The sequence below is a fragment of the Plantibacter elymi (nom. nud.) genome (genome assembly GCF_900177795.1).
Classification (GTDB): Bacteria; Actinomycetota; Actinomycetes; order Actinomycetales; family Microbacteriaceae; genus Plantibacter; species Plantibacter elymi.
Map to the genome: position 1 here is coordinate 625430 of NZ_FXWJ01000003.1, position 22166 is coordinate 647595.

The 22166-nt window shown below is 66.4% G+C and carries 16 protein-coding genes and 1 pseudogene; 8 read left to right on the top strand and 9 right to left on the bottom strand.

What is annotated here, in order from left to right:
• Positions 1-326: 326 nt before the first annotated feature.
• The 3 genes from CCK91_RS12325 to CCK91_RS12335 form a co-directional block, all read right to left on the bottom strand.
• Positions 327-1121 (bottom strand): ABC transporter substrate-binding protein, encoded by a 795-nt coding sequence (locus CCK91_RS12325; protein ID WP_165767041.1) that lies wholly within the window; start codon positions 1119-1121, stop codon positions 327-329.
• A gap of 182 nt (positions 1122-1303) precedes the next feature.
• Complete coding sequence (locus tag CCK91_RS12330; protein WP_086474252.1) at positions 1304-2131, bottom strand: ABC transporter ATP-binding protein; 828 nt, start codon at positions 2129-2131, stop codon at positions 1304-1306.
• A complete protein-coding gene (locus CCK91_RS12335; protein ID WP_369821897.1) occupies positions 2131-3273 on the bottom strand; it encodes a FecCD family ABC transporter permease in 1143 nt (380 codons plus the stop codon). Before CCK91_RS12335 ends, CCK91_RS12330 begins: the two co-directional genes overlap by 1 nt.
• A 103-nt stretch (positions 3274-3376) precedes the next feature.
• On the opposite strand from CCK91_RS12335, the gene CCK91_RS12340 reads away from it, so the two are divergent.
• The 6 genes from CCK91_RS12340 to CCK91_RS12360 all read left to right on the top strand — a co-directional run bounded on the left by CCK91_RS12340 (position 3377) and on the right by CCK91_RS12360 (position 9746).
• Positions 3377-3568 (top strand): streptamidine-related RiPP repeat protein, encoded by a 192-nt coding sequence (locus tag CCK91_RS12340; protein WP_086474254.1) that lies wholly within the window; start codon positions 3377-3379, stop codon positions 3566-3568.
• Positions 3569-3657: 89 nt separating this feature from the next.
• Positions 3658-4425 (top strand): hypothetical protein, encoded by a 768-nt coding sequence (locus tag CCK91_RS19670; RefSeq protein WP_165767042.1) that lies wholly within the window; start codon positions 3658-3660, stop codon positions 4423-4425.
• Entirely contained in the window at positions 4422-5918 is a 1497-nt protein-coding gene (locus CCK91_RS12345; RefSeq protein WP_165767043.1) for a CocE/NonD family hydrolase, read from the top strand. The genes CCK91_RS19670 and CCK91_RS12345 overlap by 4 nt, the downstream gene beginning before the upstream one ends.
• Positions 5915-7261, top strand: coding sequence for a YcaO-like family protein (locus tag CCK91_RS12350; protein ID WP_086474256.1), 1347 nt, complete (start codon positions 5915-5917; stop codon positions 7259-7261). Before CCK91_RS12345 ends, CCK91_RS12350 begins: the two co-directional genes overlap by 4 nt.
• 11 nt (positions 7262-7272) lie before the next feature.
• Complete coding sequence (locus tag CCK91_RS12355) at positions 7273-8541, top strand: YcaO-like family protein (RefSeq protein WP_165767044.1); 1269 nt, start codon at positions 7273-7275, stop codon at positions 8539-8541.
• Positions 8541-9746 carry an MFS transporter gene (locus CCK91_RS12360; protein ID WP_165767045.1) on the top strand — a complete coding sequence of 402 codons (1206 nt, stop codon included), beginning with the start codon at positions 8541-8543 and terminating at the stop codon, positions 9744-9746. The genes CCK91_RS12355 and CCK91_RS12360 overlap by 1 nt, the downstream gene beginning before the upstream one ends.
• Before the next feature lie 26 nt (positions 9747-9772).
• Here CCK91_RS12360 and CCK91_RS12365 read toward each other — a convergent pair whose 3' ends face one another.
• Complete coding sequence (locus tag CCK91_RS12365; RefSeq protein WP_086474259.1) at positions 9773-11506, bottom strand: ABC transporter ATP-binding protein; 1734 nt, start codon at positions 11504-11506, stop codon at positions 9773-9775.
• A complete protein-coding gene (locus CCK91_RS12370; RefSeq protein WP_086474260.1) occupies positions 11506-13308 on the bottom strand; it encodes an ABC transporter ATP-binding protein in 1803 nt (600 codons plus the stop codon). Before CCK91_RS12370 ends, CCK91_RS12365 begins: the two co-directional genes overlap by 1 nt.
• 138 nt (positions 13309-13446) lie before the next feature.
• Here CCK91_RS12370 and CCK91_RS12375 point away from each other — a divergent pair, with 138 nt between their 5' ends.
• Positions 13447-14166, top strand: a complete 720-nt coding sequence (locus tag CCK91_RS12375; protein WP_086474261.1) for a TetR/AcrR family transcriptional regulator — start codon at positions 13447-13449, stop codon at positions 14164-14166.
• Here the strand turns inward: CCK91_RS12375 and CCK91_RS19355 are convergent.
• Both CCK91_RS19355 and CCK91_RS12380 read right to left on the bottom strand, forming a co-directional pair.
• Positions 14162-14308: pseudogene (locus CCK91_RS19355) on the bottom strand (helix-turn-helix domain-containing protein); the annotation flags it as partial. The gene CCK91_RS12375 and the pseudogene CCK91_RS19355 overlap by 5 nt on opposite strands.
• Positions 14305-14751 carry a MarR family winged helix-turn-helix transcriptional regulator gene (locus CCK91_RS12380; protein ID WP_086474262.1) on the bottom strand — a complete coding sequence of 149 codons (447 nt, stop codon included), beginning with the start codon at positions 14749-14751 and terminating at the stop codon, positions 14305-14307. The pseudogene CCK91_RS19355 and the gene CCK91_RS12380, both read right to left, overlap by 4 nt.
• An 82-nt stretch (positions 14752-14833) precedes the next feature.
• On the opposite strand from CCK91_RS12380, the gene CCK91_RS12385 reads away from it, so the two are divergent.
• A complete protein-coding gene (locus CCK91_RS12385; protein ID WP_086474263.1) occupies positions 14834-15454 on the top strand; it encodes an NAD(P)H-dependent oxidoreductase in 621 nt (206 codons plus the stop codon).
• Between the two features lie 344 nt (positions 15455-15798).
• Here CCK91_RS12385 and CCK91_RS12390 read toward each other — a convergent pair whose 3' ends face one another.
• The gene (locus CCK91_RS12390) at positions 15799-18684 is read right to left on the bottom strand and encodes an immunoglobulin-like domain-containing protein (RefSeq protein ID WP_086474264.1); all 2886 of its coding nucleotides are present in this window, start codon (positions 18682-18684) and stop codon (positions 15799-15801) included.
• Positions 18681-22139 (bottom strand): family 43 glycosylhydrolase, encoded by a 3459-nt coding sequence (locus tag CCK91_RS12395; protein WP_133059986.1) that lies wholly within the window; start codon positions 22137-22139, stop codon positions 18681-18683. The genes CCK91_RS12390 and CCK91_RS12395 overlap by 4 nt, the downstream gene beginning before the upstream one ends.
• Positions 22140-22166: the final 27 nt, after the last annotated feature.

Sequence of the window (22166 nt, forward strand, 5' to 3'; positions counted from 1 at the left end):
ACCGCCGCGTGCGGGACGCGTTCCGGTTGGGACGCGCGGACCTCCGGCCTCTGGTCAGGACCGGCATCGATGCAAGCTTCGCCAACGACCGCCGAAAGGCCGGATGGCACCGAGAGCTGGACGAATTCGCCGACCGTCGATTTCGGGGCGATGAGACCTGATCACGTGGAAGCGCGTTACTGGGGACCATTCCGAACACGATGGACGCCGCGCCTGGCGGGCAAATCGCGGCGATTGCCCAGCGCCGACGCGGGATGACCTGTTGCGCGACTCCGAGCTACGCGACGCAGTACCTCGGAAACTCACGCTCGCGTGTCGAGCCAGGTTCAGTCGGCGAAGGCGTCCTTCGCCGCCTGCTCAACAACCCCGATGATGCGGACACCACCGGCCTGGAAGGCGTTCTCGTCCTGCCCGAAGACACGCCCGTCTTCGGAAGCCCGGGACCCCGCGAACAATGACTTAGCAGATGCGATCGCCGCATCCTTCTCCCCCTCGCCTGCATAGGTGACAAAAATGACGTCGGGGTCCGCGGTGATGACGTCTTCACGGCTGATCTGGGTGAAGTTCGCGCCCGCGTCAGAGAAGACGTTCTTCAGGTCGAGGGCATTGAGGACCGCCTGGTACCCGGCGCCGGTGAGGGCGTAGACCGTCCCGTCAGCGATGGTCACCGAGGCTACTCTCAGCTGCTGGTCGCCGCGCAACGCGGCTGCTGCGGCGACGCGGCCCCGCAGCTTGTCATTCAACGCTTTCGCACGCTGCGGGACGTCGAAGATGGCACCGAGCGCATCGATGTCGTCGTACACAGCGTCGACCGATGGCTTTGCGGATGCGCCGGCGCAGTAGTCGCCGAGCACGTACAGACCGGACCCGAGTGTTCGGAGGTCATCGAGTCCGGCAGCGCCATCTCCGGAGAACTGCTGCTCGTCGTTTGCGATGAACAGGTCTGGAGCGGCGCCGACGAGATACTCCTTGCTGGGCGTCCAATCGGTGGTGTTGTGCGTGAGCTTCGGATGGGCCTTGGCTTCACCGCTATCGAGGTCGGCCAGTGCATAGCCGATCGCTCGGTCTCCGACACCGAGAGCGTCGAGGGTGTCGATGACACCCGGAGCCCCCAGCAGCACCCGTTTCGGTGCATGATCGTAGGTGTAGTCGGCTCCGCAGCTGGACACGGTGACGGGGTATGCTTCCCCGGTCGCAGCGGCGGCGGTCGAGACGGGTGTGCTTCCGCTCGCGCACCCTGCGGACGTGATCAGTGTCGCAACGAGGATGGCCAAGCTGGCGGCAGCGCGTTTCGGGTGGAGGTTCATGAATGTCGGGGTTCCTTTCGTCCCGCGGGCTGGACCACGGGATTCGTGATGGTTCTGGGGATTGCCGCGCCGAGGTGTACGGCGAGACGTTGGGTGAGCGGGTTCACGCCGATCTCGGCGGTGACTCCGTAAACCTCGGCGATGAGCGCCGCAGTCATCACCGTCTCGGGACGACCGGACGCCGCCACACGGCCACGGTCGAGCACCACGAGGTGGTCGCAATACGCGGCCGCGAGCCCGAGATCATGGAGTGCGACGATGGTGGTCGTCGCGAGCCCGGACACGAGCTCGAGCAGCTCGATCTGCGCGAGGACGTCGAGGTGGTTCGTCGGCTCGTCCATCACGAGCACCGGGGTCTCCTGCGCGATGGCCCGCGCAACGGCCACACGTTGTCGTTCACCGCCTGAGAGTGATCCGAGCGGGCGGTCCGCGTACTCGCCGATCCCGCACAGCTCGATCGCGCGGCCGACGGCCTCCTCATCCGAGCCCTGGGTGCGACGGCCAGGTCGTCGATGCGGGATGCGCCCGAGTTCGACCGTTTCGCGAGCCGAGAACTCGAACTCGCGCTGCTCCTCCTGCAAGACGACCGCGGTTCGATGGGCGGCCTCACGCGCGCGAAGGCACCAGACGTCCTCCCCGCCGATGCGGACCGAGCCGGACGCCGGACGATGGGCACGGTAGACGGCCCGCAGCAGGGTTGACTTCCCTGAGCCGTTGGGGCCGAGCAATCCGACAGTCGCACCCGCAGGCGCGACGAAGGACACGCAGTCGACCAGAGTCGAGCCGTGGACGTCGATGCTGACCTGGTCGACCTCGACCCGCATCAGCGCAACGCCTTCCGCAGTGCTGGCGCACCCGTCAAGGGCGCACGAACGGCGCGCGTCGTCCTGCCCGATGTGAGCAACCAGAGGAAGAACGGCGCGCCCACGGCTGCGGTGATGACGCCGATCGGCAGCTCGGCAGGAGCACGGACGGTCCGCGCTGCGAGGTCCGCGAGCAGCAGGAAGATCGCGCCGAGGACGGCCGTCACCGGCAGCATGCGGCGGTGGTCCGCGCCAACGAGGAGACGTGCGATGTGCGGGACGACGAGGCCGACGAACGCGATGCCACCGGCTACGGCGACGAGCGAACCGGTCATGGCGGCGACCACAACCAGGAGCGTCATCTGCAGCCGTGGCACGTCGATCCCGAGTGACGCAGCGAGATCATCGCCTCCGACGACGGCGTTCAGCGCGACGGCGTTGACAAGGAGCCATGCGGTCCCGAGCACGACGATGACCACCGGGATCGGGAGCACACCCCAGTCCGCGCCGCCCACACTGCCGAGGCTCCAGAACAGCACGCGCTGGACCTGGTTCGGTGTGGCGATGGTCTGCAGGAAGTAGGTCATCGAGGACACCAGGTAGCCAATGGCCACGCCCGCGAGGATGAGCCGGGTCGGAGGGATGCGGCCCGAGGACCGCCCGAGCAGGAACACCACGCCGAAGGTCACGAGAGCGCCGATGAACGCGGCCATCGTCAGGGGCAAGCCGCCGAGTGCTCCGCCGCCCATGACGATCACCGCCACGGCGCCGAGCGACGCACCTGGCGTCACCCCGATCAGTGATGGATCCCCGAGTGGGTTCCTGACGATCGCTTGGATCACCGCGCCGGCGATCGCCAGCCCGCCCCCGGCGACCGTCGCGAGGATGGTGCGTGGTGCCCTGACGTCCCAGACGATCTGATCGACCGCTCCCGTGGCGCTCGGCCCTCCTCGGAGGTGCGCCAGGATCACGCCGATCACCTCGGGGAGCGTGACCCCGACGGATCCGACAGCCATCGAAGTCCCGCCCAGGACGACGAGGGACACGACCAGGACGACCAAGAGGATCCGGGTGCGTGGTCTGCTCGCGAAGGGTGCCCGTCGATCATGCATCTGATGCCTTTCCGTCGCGACAGCACGTCGCGTATTGAGAACCATACTCATTAAGCGAGGGGGAAGCGAACCGACGATTCGGTTGCGAAATCAACGAACGCTCTCTAGGGTCGAGTTAATTGAGAATGGTTCTCAATACAGAAAGGACGATGTCATGCAGAACATCACCCTCGAACCGATCGCCGCCTCCGGAGTGCTCAGTGCACCTCAGGGTCCGGGTACGAACGCGCTGGTGCACAACCCGTTCGCGTTCGAGACGATCGCTCCCGCCGGTGTGCTCAGCGCGCCACAGGGTCCGGGCACGAACGCTCTCGTGCACAACCCCTTCGCGTTCGACGCGGAGTGAGAACCCGGTGGTCGTCGTGCTTCGGCGCGGCGACCACCGCTCTGCACTCGAACGAACCACTTCACCCCGTCGTCGGAAGGCCCCATGTCATGACCCGCCTCGCCCCCGGATACCACCTCTACGCCACAGCGCCCGACTCGTGGCGACTGGCCGAACCTGGCGGACGGTATCAACGGATCGACGGACCGGATGACCGCTTGTCGGTGATTGCGAACGCAATCTCGTCCGGCACCGACCTGGCCTCGCTCGGACCGGACGCGGAGGCGCTCGAGCAACAGCTTCGCCATCGAGGCGCACTGATCGACGATCCCGCACGGACCGAGGCACAGGTGACACCGAAGCAGGTCCGGATCCTGGGACGGGGTGCTGTGACCGACGCATTGCAACTGGCACTGGACGCGCAGTCGGGGTTGGTCCAAGTGCTCATCGGCGATGCCGAGCCGGACGCCGTCGTGTCCGTCGAACCGTGGTTCCGAGACCGGCACTGGACGGGACTCGCCGCAAGCGGAATCCCCCTGCACCGCTGCCACGACGATGGCCTCGCACTCTTCGTCGGTCCGTTCAGTGCGGGTCCCCACGCCGCCTCCTATCTCGACTATCGCGGGCGCCGACGGGCCGCGGACCCGCTCCTCGACGAACTCGAGGGGCTCTGGACCCATCTCGACGGCCTCCCGACCGTGCCGCTCCGTGCAACACCCGGAAGAGCCGGGATCGCCGCTGCGATCATCGCCGCGGACCTCTTCGCGTGGGCGTCCGGAACCGAAGTGCCGAACGCGACGACGGAGGTCGAGATCCGCGCGGATGGCTTGCTGCGCTACCACCCCGTGCTCCCGCTTCCCGCAGTGGCCTCGCTGTGATCCTCGCGAACCAGCGGCTGATCGCCGCCGATGGTACGGCCCTCGCCTACGATGTCCATCGACCGCCGACCGCAGACCGGGTACCGACCGTGGTGCTGCGGACCCCGTACGGTCGCTCGAAGCATCTCGAAGAGGGCCGAGGGTGGGCCGCGCGCGGCTACGCGTTCGTCGTCGGAGACGTCCGCGGTCGCTACGACTCCGATGGCACTTGGGACCCGTATCGGAACGAGCGGGCCGACGGCGCCGACCTTGTGGACTGGATCACGGCGCAGGCTTGGAGCGACGGACGGATCATCGTGATCGGTGGCTCCTACGCGGGCTACACCGCTTGGGCGATGGCCGTCGAACGTCCTGACGAGACCGCTGCGATCGTCAGCCTCGGTCCATCGATGTCGCTCGCACGCACCAAGTTCTCGCCGTCAGGCATCCTTCGCCTCGGCGAGCACGCCGCCTGGTGGGCCGAGCGTGCAGACGCCCGGACGAGCAGGGAAGGTCTATCCGCGATCGTCTTCCGGGAGGATCCGACCCTGCTCGACCACCTCCCTGTCGTCGAAATCGCCGATCGACTCGGCGTCGCTCTGCCCGGCTGGAATGCCGTGATCGTGGCGGGACCGGAAGCGCTGACGGGTGAGGAGATCACCGCATCCGACCTCGCGGCCGTCCGTGCGCCGAGTCTGCACGTCGGCGGCTGGCACGACCTGCTGGTCGACGGGACCCTCGGACACTGGGAGCTCGTCGGAGACGCCGTCACGCCGAAGCGACTCCTGGTCGGCCCATGGTTGCACGACCTGGTGTTCTCCGTCGGAACCCGGGTGGGCGAACTCGACCACGGCGAGGCATCACGGATCGCCTGGTCGACCGAGCTGCTGACCTGGATCGACGACGCCCTGACCGGACGCCTCCCGCTCCGGCGGGCCGACACCTTCGTCATGGGGGCGGACACCTGGGACACCGCAGACCGCTGGCCTCCGGCAAGCACCTCGGACGTGCACGAACTCCGAGCTGCGGTCCTGGAGAGCGATCCGCGATCCCCCTTCCCAAGCCGGGCGGAAGCGGTGGATCGCAGCCCGTTGTTCGCGCGCGCCGACGCCGTCCGGTGGCCGATCCCCACTGCAGCGACCAGGTTCGTGGGGTGGGGCTCCGTGGATCTCGAGGGCCGATGCGATGCGGACGTAGGTGATTGGATCCTCCGGCTCCTCCTCGTGTCGGAGAGCGGTCCTGCTGTCGAACTCGCCGTGACCGAAGCCAGCACCGACACGACCGAGGTGCGCCTGCATCTCCCTCTCGGTCCCCTGTCGATCCAGCTGCAACATGGACACTCGCTCGTCCTTGAACTGACGGCTGCGGACCTTCCGCGACTCGCCAGGAACACCGGCACCGCGGATCGCTACCGGACCGGGACCGACAGCCTCCCGCGTCTCATCGTCCAGACCGTCGACCGAGGCCGCCTGATCCTGCCCGCGGTCGGCCACGCTGACGGGACCGTCGCATGATCGACGTCGACCGCCTCATCGACCCGCGCACCGGGATCCTCACCTCGACGCAAGCGCAGCCCCCATCGGTGGACGATCCTTCGTTCTGGCGCTCGCACGGAGCGACGGTCGCGCACACCGAGCGCTTCGCAGCGTGGCGGGCCGACGGGTTCGGGTTCGGAGCCTCCCTCGGCGATCTTGACGCCGCCCGCGGTGCCGCGATCGGTGAAGCCGTGGAACGGTACTGCGGCAACGCCGTACCCGCGGACCTCACCTACTGCAGCTGGGACGATCACGCGCGCCGTGGCGAGGATGCACTGGACCCGCAGACGCTCGCCCTGTACACACCCGAGCAGTACCAGCTCCCCGGATTTCCGTTCACGCCGTTCACCAGAGACCTCCCGGTCCGGTGGGCCCGTGGTCGCGACGTGCGCACCGGTGGCGAGGTGTGGGTACCGGCGTCGCTCGTCTACCTGGAGACGCGGGCGTCGAACCGGCCCGGGGAGCGCTCGACGCACTCGTTGATGTACTCCGGGATCGCGGCCGGGCAGGACCGCGCGAGCGCGGAGACCGGCGCCATCGACGAGCTGATCGAACGCGACGCGACGACCGTCTGGTGGGCCTCCGGCGCCTCGACGCACGAACTCGACGACGGTGGCGTCGTCCGCGGCATGCTCGGGAAGACATGCCTCGACGTGCGGCTACTTCACATACCCACCGACCTCCCCGGCCGGGTCGTCGCTGCCGTCATCGAGGACGGCGATCCTGAGCAGGATGGACTGTTTGCGTTCGGCAGCGCCTGTCGGAGCGACCCGAGGTCGGCCGCGCGGAAAGCCGTCATGGAGGCCCTCGGCCTCCACCGCATCACCCGGCAGCTCCTCGATCCCGAGTCGGAGGTCTGGCGTGCGATGCGCGCCGACGCGATCGAAGCCCACGTCTTTCTGCCCTACCGTGCCGATCGAAGCTACCGGGACGCCGTACCGGAGGACTTCAGCACCCTTTCGGACCTCCCCTCCATCGCCCAGTTGTACCTGGACCCTCGAATGGCCTCGGCGGCCCTCCCCCGTCTCCGGCCCGACCGGCGCCACGATCTCGGCTCGCTCACCCCGATCACAGGAGATCGCGTGGCAATGCTCACCGACCGCGGCGTACGTATGATCTCGGTCGACGTCACGACGGAAGACATCCGCAGCTGCGGGCTCGTCGTCGTGCGAGTCGTCGCAGCGGGGCTCGTCGGCAACGGACCCCCGGCGTTCCCGCTTCGCGGCTCCGATCGCTACCTACGCCTGCCCCGCGCCCTCGGTTGGGACCGTCAACCCGCCTCGACAACAGAACTGACGCATCTCCCCCTCCCCCTCGCCTGATGGGATCACCGATGTCCTTCGACCTGCCTCCCGCCCTCGCACCTCTCGTCAACGCGCGCACCGGAGTGATCCGCGCCGTGGAACCACGAAGTGTCCCCGCTCACTTCCCAGAACCGTTCGGGCTCCTGCACGCCGTCCTCTCCGACACCGCCGCGTTCGCCCAATGGCGCTCAGATTCGAGCGGTGCCGGGTACGCGTTCGGCGACGGTGCGGCGATGTTCGGGGCCGCGATCGGGGAGGCGGTCGAACGGTACTGTGGCAACCTCGTCACCGGACCACTCGTGCGCTCCAGCGCCCGCGACCTGGACGGGGTCGATCACGTCGACCCCGAGGACTTGGCACTCCCGGCCAGGTCCCACTTCACGTCGGACACGGTGACCGACTGGACGATCGGCCACGACGCGAACGGCAGCGAGGTGCTCGTCCCTGCGGCGTCGGTATGGGTCTCCTACAGCCTCCAGGCGAGACCGCTGCTCCACCCGGTCATGCAGGCCGGCCTCGCCACCGAGCGCTCGCTCGACGCTGCGCGCTTCGGCGGTCTCCGTGAGATCGTCGAACGCGATGCGATGACCCGCGCCTGGGTCGGCGGGAGCGGCATGCTGGAACTGCGGGTGCCCAGATGGCTCGACACCTTCGCTGCAGGACCGCGTGGGCTCCTCCAGCCGCGCTGGCTGCTCTTCCCGACGGACACCGGGGTGCCCGTCATCGGCGCCCTCCTGCACGACCGCAGCACCGAGTACCTGACGCTCGGCGTCGGCACGGGTTCGGACCCCGAGGCGAGTGCGCTGAAGGCGCTCGGCGAGGCCCTGCAGCTGCAACTCTTCGTCGCGGACCTCGACGAAGCCGCGGGACCGTACGCCGAGGTCGCAACGGACCCGCGAAGCCCGCTGGCACCACACCGCCCCGACCGTCGCTACTCCCATTCGTACGCCGAGGACCTCTCGGACGTCCTCGATTACGGCTGTCACCTCCAGCTGCACCTCGACCCGACGATCCAAGGGCGCTTCACGGACGAGCTCGACCGCAGCCTCATCGGAACAATCCGCCTGGGCGATGTCCGCCCTGGTCCGGACCTCGAACACCTCCTCGCCCACTTCTCCGGACAGGGCGAGCGGGTCATCACCGTCGATCTCACGACCGACGATGTCCGACCGCACGGGCTCCACGTCGTCAGGATGCTCGTGCCCGGGCGTATCTCGAACGCACCCCACGCATGGCCGTTCCTCGGCGGACGGCGTCCGATCCATGCGGTCCGCCGCCCGACCCCGCTTCCGCACTGATGCTCCGCGTCTACCTCTGGTCCCGCGGCATCTCCTGGACCGGTAATGCCCTCACGGCTGTCGCACTGCCCCTCATGCTCTTCCAGCTCACCGGCAGTGCCGCCCTCGCGGGACTCCTGGCCGCCGTCGAAGCGGTTCCCTACCTCGTGCTCGGCCTTCCCGTCGGTGCGCTCGTCGACCGCTGGAGCCCCCGCTCCACGCTGACCGGGTCGAGCGTCATCAGCGCTCTAGCCACAGCAAGCGTCCCGATGGCGGCCATATTCGACGCCGTTACTCCGGCACACCTCGTCCTCGTCGGCCTGACGACCTCGATCGCGTTCGTCTTCTTCGACGCCGCGAGTTTCGGCGCCATCCCGGCGATCGTGGGGCGAACCGGAATCGCCGCGGCGACCGCCCGCATGATGACTGTCAGCACACTCATCGGGATCGCCGGACCGCCACTCGGAGGACTGATCGCGGCGACCACGGGCGGGCCGGCCGTCCTCCTGATCGACGCCGCGTCGTATCTCGTCGGCGCACTGCTCCTCTCCCGTATCGCCGTGCTCGACGGGCGTCCCGAGTCCGACGGCGCTGCGCGGGGACGGCTCAGGGACGGCATCCTGGAAGGACTCCGCTACATCCGTTCAGTTCCCATCATCCGCGACCTCACTCTCCTCGGCATCGGCAACAGCCTCGCGGGCGGCGCGGTGTCCGGCCTCCTCATCGTCGCCGCCGTCAGAACGCTCGGCTTGGACACGGACTCACCAGCCATCGGTGTCCTGTTCGGCGCCAGTGCGGTCGGCGCCCTCGCCTCGTCCTGGCTCATCGGTCGACTCCAACGGCGCATCCGGACGGGCGTCATTACCGCGGCCGGGCTCGTCCTCTCGGCACTCGGCATCGCGGGATGGAGCGTCGCTGGATCCTTCGCCCTCGGGTGCGCCACGCTCGTCGCCTGGCAGATCGGCACCACGACGGTCTCCCTCAACGGCATCATCGTCCGCCAGACGCTCACGCCCGCCGGCCTTCAGGGTCGCGTCAACACCACCGCTCGGATGATCGCATGGGGTGGCCAGCCACTCGGCGCCGGCGCAGCAGGTCTCCTCGCCGACACGATCGATGTCAGCACAGCGTTGCTCATCGCCGCGGCCGTCGCGTTACTCACGGCGATCATCGCGATGACGCTGCCCACCTTCCGCAGTCCGCCATTGCCGACACTCTCGACGTGACGCGCGAGGGTACAGGGGCACCGAGGTCATCGCGGTGGCGCGAGTTGCCAGCTGGCAGCCTCGACGCGTTCCTTCCAATACCGCGCGTACGGCCCATCAGCGGCGAGGAGCTGTTCGTGGGTTCCGCTCTCGCGGATGCCGCCCTCACCGTCGAGCATGATGATCTGGTCGGCGGTCATGATCGTCTGAAGACGGTGAGCGACGATGATCAGTGTCCGCTCGGACCGAATCGCATCGATGGCGGCACCGATCGCGATCTCGTTGCCGATATCGAGAGCCGCGGTGGCCTCGTCGAGCAGGACGATCGGAGCATCCTTGAGGAGCGCACGAGCGATGGAGACCCGTTGCCGCTCGCCTCCTGAGAGATTCGACCCTCCTTCGCCGACCGGCGCGTCCCAGCCCCCGGGGAGCCTCGCGGCGATCTCGTCGACCCGTGCGCGCGTCGCGGCGGCGATGACATCCTCACGGGCGAGGTCGGGGTTGCCGATCCAGATGTTGTTGAGAATGGTGTCGTCGAACAGGTAGACGTCCTGGAAGACCGGGGCGACTGCGGCCTCGACGATAGCCGTGCCCAGCTCCGGAATCGGAACCCCGCCAATCGACACCGCGCCATGCACGGGATCATAGAAACGCGCGATGAGTCTCGTGATCGTCGTCTTTCCCGAACCTGATGGTCCGACGATGGCCGTCATGCCGCCGGACGGGGCGGTGAACGAGAGGTTCCGCAAGACCGGGACGTCCCCATAGCCGAACGTGACGCCGTCGAAGGCGACGTCCCAGCCATCAGGGACACGAGGCGACTCAGGTTCGGACAGCGCAGAGACCGCGGCGAGGCGGTCGAACTGGTCGAGGGTCGTTCGGGCGACGGCAACTCCGCCGCCGAGGTCACCAGCGGACACGATCGGTTCGTTGAACCGCACCCCCAGCACGAGCACGGCGATCAGTGTGGGCACATCGACGGAACCACCGACAGCGAGATAGGCGCCGACGACCAGCAGCAGGGTCAGCGAGAGCTGCACGAGACCAGCGAAAGTGGCCATACCGGCACCTCCGGAGATGAGCAATCCGCGGTAGGCGCGGTGCTGGTTCTGCAGGGCTTCGTCCACGAGCCGATCGGCGATCGTGGCGTCACCCGCGCTTCTGAGCGCCGGCTGCGCACGCGCGAACTCGATCACGCGACCGGAGGCATCATCGACGGCGTCGGAGTGGATGGCGTCGCTTCGACCGATCGCCGTCTGCAGCCTTCGATAGCCGAAGATCAAGACGGGCACCATGACGGTCATCGCCAAGGCGAGGCGCCAGTCGAAGAAGTACATCCCGATCAGCACCGTGCCCGGAGTGATGAACCCGGTAAGGATCTGACGCAGAATCGCGTAAGGCGTGTTCGAAACGAACATGGCCCCCTGGGTCGCGAGCCCGGCGAGGAGCCCCGATCGGTCAGTGCTGAACCATGCGACGGGAAGTTCGACGAGACGGTCGCCCAATCGTGTCAGCAGGGAATCAAGCAACTCGGTGCTGGCCTTCATGCCGATCTGGCTCGAGAACCAGGTCGTGATCACATAGCCGATGCAGACTCCGACGACGGCGATCAGCCACCGGGCCGAGGCCTCCATGTCGCCGACCAGGAGAGCTCTGAGTAGCGGGACGAGGAGCAGGAAGGCGATGCCTTGCAGCACCGCGGTCGCGACGATGAACATCAGTTCCGCGCGAAGGAGGCGTTGCGCCGTCGGCGACGAGTAGCGAAGCAGTTGTCGGATCATCAGAGTCGTCCTTCCGAAGGAGCTTGCCGAGGTTCGGGGAGAGACCGGGTGTGGTTTGCCTGATAGTCCGTCCACATCCGGGCGTATCGGCCTCCGGCGGCGATGAGGTCTGCGTGCGTGCCTTGCTCCACGATGCGGCCGTCGTCAAGCACGAGGATGTGATCGGCGCCGATGATCGTGTGGAGTCGATGCGCGATCACCAGGACGGTCCGATTCGCGGTAAGGGCTGAGAGGGCTCGCTGAATCGCCGCTTCGGAGTCGGGATCCGCGAAGGCCGTTGCCTCGTCCAGCACGAGCACGGCAGTGTTTGCCAACAGGCTGCGCGCGATCGTGACCCGTTGCACCTCTCCGCCGGAAAGGTGTGCCTCCTCCCCCACGACAGTGTCGTAGCCGTGGTCGAACTGCATGATCCGGTCATGGATCTGCGCGGCGCGTGCGGCGGCTACGACCGCCTCGTCCGAGGCCTGGGGGTCAGCGAGGCGGATGTTGTCGCGCAGGCTCGCGCGCAGCAGTTGCACGTCCTGCAAGACGAAGCCCACGGACTCGTACAGGTCAGCCGCCGCGACGTGCCGTACATCGGCTCCCCCGACGGTGACTCGACCGCGCTGTGCGTCGTAGAAACGTGGCACCAGCTTCGCTAGCGTCGACTTCCCGGAACCCGATGCCCCGACCAACGCCGTCACCGTTCCCGGCGCGCACGTTGCCGCGACCTGGTGAAGGACTGGATGCTCACCGTCATAACTGAACGAGACGTGGTCGAAATCGACGTCGTTCCCGCGCGGCACGAGTCGCTGCTCGGGACGCGGGACTGGCGGGAGCCTGAAGAACTCGCCCAGCGACTGTTGGGCTTTCGTTGCAGTCCTCAAGAACTGCGCGGACGTCCCGAGCTTCATCAGTGGACTTGTCAGACCGAGGCTCAGCAGAAGTCCGGGCAAAATGTCGATCGGCTTCGCCACTCCTCCATCTACCAGCGAGAGTCCGCATGCCAGTATCCAAAGGAGAACCACGACAGGGGACGTGAGTAGTTCGATGACGGTGAACAAGACCGCAGTGGCACGAACCCACTCCCCGACGAATCGCACATATTTCTGCGTCTCTTCCCGATAGCGTCGGTGGCTGCGCCCGACTTGACCGAACCGCTTCACCACGGCAATCCCGTGCACGAATTCGACGGTGGCGCCAGACAACCGGGCCGTGGACTCGTCGTACTGCAGGTACTTTTGGGCACCCCCGCGCATCATGAGGGGGTAGAGGATTGCCGTGAGGATCAACGGGACGAGAGCAGCGACAGCCAACTGCCATTGCACGACGAACAGATAGGCGACGCTGATCGCTGCGACGGTGACGGCCGTAACCACATCGTGAACAGTGTGGGCCACAAGCTGGTGCAGGGCCACAACGTCGTTCTCCACCAGCTTCCGCACCGTTCCCGAAGAGCGCTGATCGAACCACCCCAGCGGCAGCCGCTGCAGATGCCGCACGATTCGCTTGCGGAGTGACAACTGGAGCTCAGCGTCCGCGAAGTGGCTCACCAGTCCAGAGAGGAATGCCGCTCCGAAACTCACCACCAGGGCCACACACGCCACGACTGCGATCAACCACACCCGGCCGGCATCGACTGCTCCGCTCGAGGACGCGGGCAACAAGGTGCGGGCGAGTTCGACGATCGCGATGAACGGGATCACTCCGCTGATCGCCCCGATCGCACTCAACGCGACGATCCCGGCCAGTCGATGGCGAACCGGCGCGAAGAACGACTCCTGCGCTCCTTCGGGCGACACCCGCATGCGCTGTCCAATCATCGCTACCTCCAAACGTTATTGAGAAGGATTATCACATAATTACCGAACGGTGTTCTAATCTGTATGCGAAGTTGTCAGCAACGACCCCACGATTCCAACGCGCGACAGCTCGTGCGCATCCCACCAGAAGGACCCACGGTGAACACATCCGATCCAGCACCGTTCCACCTCGGCCTCACGCCGGACCGCGTCGTCGATGCTGCTGCCGAGCTGACCCGTACTTCACACTTGATGACCTGGTCTCTGCGCGATCTCGCAAGCCGCCTCGGCGTGGCTCCCTCCGTGATCTACCACCATGTTGGCGGGAAAGACCTGCTGTCGCGCGGAGTCGTCGAGCGGATGCTCGGACAGATCACGATGCCGAGCAGCGAGCTTCCCTGGCAGCATTGGTTCCGCACGCTGCTGCACTCCGCTGGCCGCTGTGCAGCCGACTACCCAGGCACGGCGAAGTGGATGCTGATGCACGGCCCCACCATTCCGGCAGTGCTCCCCATCCTGGAAGCAGGCATGGCCATCCTTCACCGCGCTCAGTTCGGAGCCCAGTCGAATGTCGCCTACGCAGTGCTGCTCAACAACGCGATGCTCACCATCTCCATGAATGACGACCGGCTGCAGCACGAACGTGACGGCCCCCGCGATCACGCCACGATGATGGCCGAGTTCCAGAAGATGCCCACCGCCTCGGCTGAGGTTCGCTCGATGGGAGAGGACTTCATACGTCCGTTCGCCGAAGGCGGTGACACTGCCTCACGCATGCGCTGGAAGTACTACGACGTAGTGATCGAATCGACGATCTCGGGAGTCGAGTCGACACTCTGCGACGCCAAGGCGACGTCGTCTTGGCGCTTTCGCCTCTGAACTGCCGGTCCCATTTCGACGCAGTCGATGGTGAGCATTGAAACCGCTCGGCCGCGCGGCGCACCGGCCACGCACTGTCAACAATGAGCGCAGCCAGTCTCCGCCTCCCCTCAGGGGTGAGCGGAGCGTTCGGGTGCATCATGGATTCACTTCCATGCTTGCAATGAAGCCCCGCAGTCCGCCGATCACCGCGAGTGCCGTCGCCGGGTCCTTCGCTGCGAAGTCGGCAAGATCCGACAGCGCTAGGGCGGCATCGCCTGCCTCGACGACTTCTCGCCCTGATGCGGCGAGCGCGACTGCGCGCTCTCTGCGTGATGCTGCAGCGACCTCGGAGGTCACATACCCCTCCCTTCGCGCGGACTCCAGCAGCCGACTGACTGTTCCCTTGGTCAGCCCGAGCCGGTCGGCGATGGCTTGTTGACTGACCGGCGTATCACGCGCGTGCAGGACGCTCAACACCATGAAGAGCCCCAGCGTCACCCCCGTCTTCGCCATCACAACGGACTCCGCGCGCCGTTCCATCAAGGTGGCGGCTTTGCGGACTTCGAACCACAGCTGCTCCGGCAGCGACGCATCAGTCATCATCACAAAAGTTTATCGCGCAACTATTTGACACTCAACTATTGATTTGGGTATTAGTTGAGTACCAAACCATCAAGGAGTAACCATGCGCGTACTGATCGTGTTCGACCACCCATACACCCGCCGTGCGTCCGAGAACGTGCCGCATCGACGCAGTTTCACTGCTGCGCTAACTGCGGCCACGGAACGCGGACTCCGCACCGCGGGGCACGAGGTCGATGCCATCGACCTGCACGAGGACGGGTTCAACCCGGTCATGAGCGCTCAGGACCTGTCCGCCTGGCGAACGAAGCGCGCCATCGACCCCCAAGTGCTGGACTACCAGCAGCGCGTGCTCGCCGCCGACCACATCATCTTTGCTTTCCCAATCTGGTGGGAAGCGATGCCAGCTCTGACGAAAGGGTTCTTCGATCGGGTACTTACCAAAGGAATCGTCTACGACGAGCCGAAGCCCGGGCAACCGTTCGTCAACAATCTGCCCCGGCTCGCCGGAGTCACCCTGATCACCGTCATGAGCACGCCGGCACCCATCTATCGATGGTGGTTCGGTAACCCCCTGACGAAAATCGCCTTCCGTGGCACGTTCCGCAAGATCGGCGTTCGCAATCTGACATGGATCAACCACAGTGGCGTCTCTGATCGCTCAGACCGCCAGAGGCGTGACATGCTCCGCACCATTGAGGAACGATTCGCCCGATTCCACTGAGACGTGTTCGCGACGTCCCTGGGAACTTACAACTAGCCGACGGTGCCGGCCGATCTGTATGGAACGCCAGGGGCGTTCAGCCTCGCCGGGCCGGCGACGGCTGATACCCGCACGCCGGCCGCGGCCACCGCGCACGCCGGGCTCTCAAACCCTGACCGTCCGGGGCCTCCGAAGCTCCGACACTGCCCCTTGCTTTCTGTCACCTGCTGCGTCGCCGGGGAGCAAGCCCCGTCTCGGTGAGTACACATCAGATGGCAGATACGACGAGGGGAAACCGTCATACCGGTTCCCCCTGGTCCGTATCGCGGACTCCACGCCTCCCGCGAGCGAAACGAGTCCTACGGTCAGCGCGTCATCAAACCTCGACGTTTCCGAGCGATCATCGCCAGCACACCGGCGGCGATCAGGAGCGTGCCGAGTACGGAAGGCAGAAGTGTCTCCAGGCCCGTTCGCGCCAAGCGAGCAGGGTCCGATGCCATCGAATCCGGTGACGACGTGTCCGGCTTCCCCACGACGGCGGTTCCCGGTGTGCCGGGTGTCGACGGGCTGGGGGCAGGCGTGACCGCGCCGGGCTCCGTGGGTACTGCGGTGATGGTGACCGTCGCGGTCGCTCGTGTCGCCGCGCCGTTCGAAAGATCCCCTCGTACCGTGAGGATCCCTGGTGCAGCGAGGTCGGCCGCGGTCACCGAGTCCCAGTCCACGGAGAGCTCACGCGCGCTGCCGTCGGCAAAGGTCGCCGAAATCGTCTCTGGCAGCGCCACCGCTGTCCCGCCGGCGGGCGTCTGCACCTCGACCGGTTCGACACTCGTCACGAGCAGGTTCGGTCCCCACTTCGCAGCGAGAGCATCACGCTCCTCGCGGGTGATGGCGAGGACCGAGCCGTGTCGTGGTGACGCGGGGAGTGAGAAGTCCGCCGGGTAGTCCCACTGAATGTTGCCCTCCAGCGAGTCGGTTCCGAGCGGGATGTACCCGACTCCGCCGTAGTTGTCGACCCACAGGAAGTAGTTGTATCCGCTCTCGTCACCAGGGTTGGCCTTGAAGACGCTGGGGCCCTCGACCTCCGGGGTTCCGGCTGTGCGACCGATGCAATCGTCGACCTGCTCCCAGGCTCCGGACGCTGTCGTGGCCCGCAGCGACTCGGATTTCTGCCCGATGATGTCGGGTGAGGGGCATCCTGCGAGCTGCGTGGCCTTCGTGAACCGGTAGAACGTTCCGTCCTCCTCGAGCACCGTCGAGTCGATGAGTCCGTTCTCGGGCCTGAGCGAGGGAAGGTCGGCTGCCGTGAACCACGGAGTGGGCTCGGTGAAAGTCCTGAAATCCCGGGTGATCGACATCAGAATCTGAGGGCCGTTTCCGTCGCCGACAACGCGAGTCTCATCGGTGTACAGCGAAGAGGTCCAGTAGACGACGTACGCGTCGATGGTCGCATCGTAGGTCGCCTCAGGCGCCCAGGTCATGCCTGCATTCGGCAGGTTCACCTCCACGTGACGTTGTTCACCCCAGTTGACCAGGTCCGTCGATTCCCAGATCTCGAGGTAGTGGCTTCCGTTGCCCACGGCCCCTCCCCACCCGCTTCGGCCGACTGAAAGGTCTGTGGCGAGCAGGAAGAAGCGATCGCCCTCCGGAGATCGCATGATGAACGGGTCACGCAGCCCCTTGGTGCCGAGCGTCGACTCGAGCACGGGCTGGGCATCGTTCAACTCGTCCCAGTCCAGGGCATTGTTGCCCTCGGAGACGGCGAAACGCAGCTTCTCACCGTCGACCGAGTCACCCGTGAAGTAGACAAACATGTACGCCTCGAGGTCTTCGGCGGTCGGACCCGCGAGCGCAGGAACGGTCAAGTCGAACGGCACGGCGATGCTTTCGGCACCGGGTACCGACACCGTGGCCGTGAGAGTGACTGCGGTGTCGGTACTACCTCGGGTTACTGCACCCTTCTTGACGACGTTCTCTCCCGATCCTGTGTCGACCGTGCTGATCGCATCGGAGGAAGACTCCCAGGTGATGACCGCCGTCGAGGCTCCTGCCAGCGCCGAAACGGCAGGCAGGTCGGCTCCCGACTCCGGTAGCGTGAGACTTCCGAGCACGTCGGAGGCGAGCTGAGGCGAGGTGGCGAGCGCTCCGGAGACCGCCGCAGCGAGCTCGGATTCAGCATTCTGACCGGCAGGATACGCGATGACTGTAGCCGTGATGCCCGCGCCCGTCTCGGTGGCCCCGCCACGCGTGGCGGTGGGGGTGAGCGTCACTGTGGCATCCGGCTGACCGGCGGCGGGCCGCGTCACAGAGCCGTCCGCCGCGATGACCGTGGGGTTTGATGAGACCCAGCTGAGGACAGAACCGGATTCACCGGTCGTCGGTAGCGTGAGCGAAGCGGTGACCTGACTCACATCGCCGAGATCGACGGCGGCATCCGCCTGTGCGAGCGCCTCGTAGACCGAAGCCTGGCTGTCTTGCAGGTCCGCTGCGCTGAGGGCACTGTCGTGCACTTCGACGTCATCGATGACGCCACCCCATACGGCATCTGGCGCATAGAACGACTTTCCGACATAGCCGGAGAAGGTGGTCGTGCCCTGCGCGGCAGCGGCCGCGTAGGTGATCGGCGCCGTGCCGACGAGTTCACCGTCGACATACGTGGAGACCGACGTACCACCGTCGACGACGACGGCCAGATGCGTCCAGACGCCGACCGGCACGGGCTCTGCGCCCGATGCGCGCACCTCGCTCCCGTCACGGATAGCCCCGTAAGCGCCGCTGCCGCATTGCGTCGTGGCGAATACGTGTCGCTCGACCGCAGAGCCAAGCGCGAAGGGCCACGTGCAAGGGTTGGCTCCGTCCCACTTGACCCAGGCTGAGATGGTGAGGTCGGTGGCGTCATCGTTGACCAGACCCGGGGCGATCGAGAGGTAGGCGGCCGTGGATGTGCTCGAGCCGCCGGGCAGCTTCAACGCCTTGTCACCGGCCAGGCCGGTCGGCCCCGCGGTGAGTTCTGCCCCGCTGCCCACGACCGTGGCGTCGAAGCCGTTGCCGCTGGCATCAGGGACCAGGGCGGCAGTCGCAACACTCGACGCATCGTTGAACGTGTAGTCGAGGATCGGTGGGACGACGGCGGCCAACGCAGGAGATGCTCCCGCCGCGACGGAAGCGACGCCCATGGCGCTGACGAGCGCCAGGCCGGTCAGCCCCCTGCCAGCTCTCCTGAGACGACGTTGATCACGTGCAGTGTCTTTCATGCTTCTCTCCGATCGTGGGGGGACTGTGTGAGCGACATCGATGAGGCGTTCCGACGTCTGAGAACCAGAGCGATGCCGCCGGCGAGGAGGAGGCCGAGCGCGCAGAGACCGGCGAACACCGCGTCCGAACCGGTCAGCGCCAGCGGCCCCGTCGAAACAGAGCCATTCGTGGCGGATGAACCGTCCGACGTGCCGTCGGTCGGCCCGGTGGGAGTCGTGGGGTTCGTCGGATCGGTCGGATTCGTGGGCGACACGACCTCGCCGTCGGCGACGACCACGTCGAGCGTCACCGTCGGCGAGGCAAGCTCTTCCTCGGGTTCCATGTCGAGCACCGGCAGGCCCTCGGCCGACCAGTGCACCCGGCGCACGAACATGTCGCGTCCGTTCAGGTTGTTGTTGTCGGTGCGGGCGTGGAAGACGTAGATCATGTTGCCGTCCTCGTCCTCCGACCACATGCCGTGGCCGGTGCCGAGCTGCCAGGCGCCGTCGAACAGGCTCGACTTCTGAATCGGGTAGTTGAGCTTCGACCAGGCCTCAGGGGTCGTCAGATCCGTCGAACCCGACGCGTCCGCCGTTGCGAGGCCCGTCGTGTAGGTGTCGCCGACGGTCGAGCCGGAGTAGATGAGCTGAAGTTTGCCGTCGCGGGTGGTCACGTTCGGGCCCTCTGCGATCGTGTTGTCCCACGCGTACTCCGGAGCCAAGATGCGCACCGGGTCGGTTGTCAGACGGGTCGGATCGGCTGGGTCGACCTTGGCGATGAAGAGCGCGCCGAGGTGCTGCCACACGTAGTATGCCTGGCCCGTCTCGTCTTGGAAGAAGGTCATGTCAAGCGAGATGCCGTTGACCTGGTTGAGGTCGGATCCGTCTGCGCGCAGGACATGGGATGGCTTCGTCCAGTTCGCGGGAACGGCCGGGTCGAGGTCCGCACCCGACGCATCTTGCTTCAGCTGCATGATCGACGCCCGGCCTGACCACATGTCGGGGCTGTCGCCGTAGCAAGGCATGAACAGAATCGACAGTCGACCGTTGATCTCGTGATACTCGGGGGCCCAGAAGCAGCCGGTCATCAGCGCACCCTGCGCGTCGGTGTCGCCGCGTTTCAGCAAGTCGATCTCCTGTGCTCCTTCCGCATCCGACAACCCCGAGACCGTGTCAGCGATACGAATGGGCATTCTCGCCGAACCCTGCTGGTCGATGTTCGACCCGTACAGGTCGTTCGTGGCGATCATGAGGAACTTCGTGGTGCCGTTGAAGTCGTACTTGTAGACCGACGGGTCGGCGCGCTCGTCGGCGAACGGGCGCGGGTACTCGGTCTGCTTCACGGTTCCGGTCACGGTGTAGGTGCCGGGCTTCGAGGTGTCGACAGCGCTGGTGTCCCAGGTGGCGACGGGCAGCGAACCGGTCGATCCGTCGGAGTACTCGAGTTCGACATCGGTCGGCAATTCGAGCGCCGACGCATCCGCACCGAGCGACACGTCGACGTCGTCGAATGCCTCATAGCCGGTGTTCGTAATGCGGCCGAAGCGTTCTTCGAGGGCTGTGATCGTGGCCGCGTCGACGGGTACGGTGCGCCCTGCAACGTAGTCGTCGACTCCGGATGCGGCCGGAACTACGTCTCGATCGTTGATGACGCCGACCACGACGTCCCCACGGGTGGCCGCATCGGCGAGGTCTCCAACCGTCGTGTACTTCGGCGTCCCCGAATCATCGGTCCACGCTATGAGGTACACGTCGGCGGAAGAATCGTAGACAGCATGCGGCCCGTTGACACCGTTCGTCTCGCCGAGGTCGAGGAGACCCACCTCGGTGTACGACAGAAGATCGGTCGAGGTCGCGATGAGGACGCTCGAGGTCTGCGAGCCGTCAGAGGCTCCCTCTCGGGCGGTGCGCGTGGAGATCACCCCGTAGCCACCATCCTTGAGCGCGAACACCTGCGGGTTCACCAGACTGCGGATGAGGTCGTTCGACGTCCCGTTCGGCAGAGGTGTGACGGAGGTCTTCGGGAAGAAGATGCCGTAGTTCTCGTTCAGTGGCGCCCAAGCGCCGCCGTCTGCGGAAGGGAGGGCGAGGTGCATGCTCAGGGCGACATCGGCGTTGTTCGCCGTGTTCGCGCTGGTGGGGGTGCGGTGGTAGCTCAGCAGCTCCTGCGAGGAACCGGCCGGCAGCACCCGCACGGTGAACGTCTTCGTCACCGTGACCGCGGGGGTTTCGGCGCTGGAGATGACCGCGTCGACCGTCCCCGTGACCGCCGATGCGCCCGCTGCATCAGGCACCGTGATCGTGCCGTCGGCCGCGACCGTCAGGCCCTGCGCGTTCTCGAGGACGACGCTCGTACCGTCGGCGGGGGCAGGAACCACGGTCCCCGAGATGACGACCGGCGGTAGCACATAGCCCTCCGCTGCGGCGTCGAGTCGCTCCTGGTCGCTGGTCGGCAGCACGGTGAGGGCGATAGTGGTGGATGCGCTGACGCCGCGAACGGTGCTCGTCGCCGTGGCGGTCACCGTCGCCGGGCCGTCCTCCTCCGAGGGCTGGCTGACACGGCCGTCGGCGGTCAGGATGGCCTCGTCCGACGTGGTCCATGTGACCGCGCCCCCGGCCGTCGGCAGCGCGACGTAGCCGGAGTCGACCGTCTGATCGGTGAGCCCGAGACCGTCGAGAATCGACTGCGCCTGTGCAGCCATCTCGCCCGAATGGATGGTCGCATCCTGATCTGAGACAGCTGCCACCTCGTCATCGGCGAGCGCGCGGTCGTATACGCGGAATGCCGAGACCTCGCCGGCGAAGAAGCCGTCGGGCCAAGGCGAGCGACCGATCGCGTTGAGCGACTGGTCGGTGATCGAGGCGGGCGTGACTGCGGTGTTCGCCTGGCCCGTCCTTACTCCGTCGACGTAGAAGGAGATCGTGCCCGCGGTTCCGTCGATCACCGAGCTGAGATTGTACCAGCGGTCGGCCTCGAGCGAGTTCGTCGCCCGAGCGTTGACCTCGCCGCCGTTCGATGCTGTGGTGATGGCCGTGCGCGGAACATCCCGCACTGTGGCGAAGAAGTAGGAGGACGGCGAGTCGTTGCCGACGCTCCATAGGAAGTTGAACGCCGATTTCATCGAGGCGTCGATCTTGACCTCAGTGCTGATCGTGGCCGACGTCTTGCCCGCAAGCATGTCGTTCGGCAGGCGAACCCAGTTGGCATCGCTGTTCTTCGCGCCGCCCGAGAACTCCAGGGAGTCGCCCGTCCACCGGGCGTCGCTGCCGTTCACGACAGTGGCGTCACCGAGGGCGCTGGTTCCGGTGGCGGAGTTCACCACTGACAGTCCAGACGTCTGCGAGAAGACGTACTCCCCGATGAGGCCGTCGGTCGGGGCGGCAGCCGAAGCGACCCCGGCGGCGGACAGGCCCGCACCGATGACGGCGAGCGACACCGCGGCTGCTGCGCCCCGCCTGAGATTTCTGGTTATCACGTGTTCACCTTCGGTTGAGGGTATGGA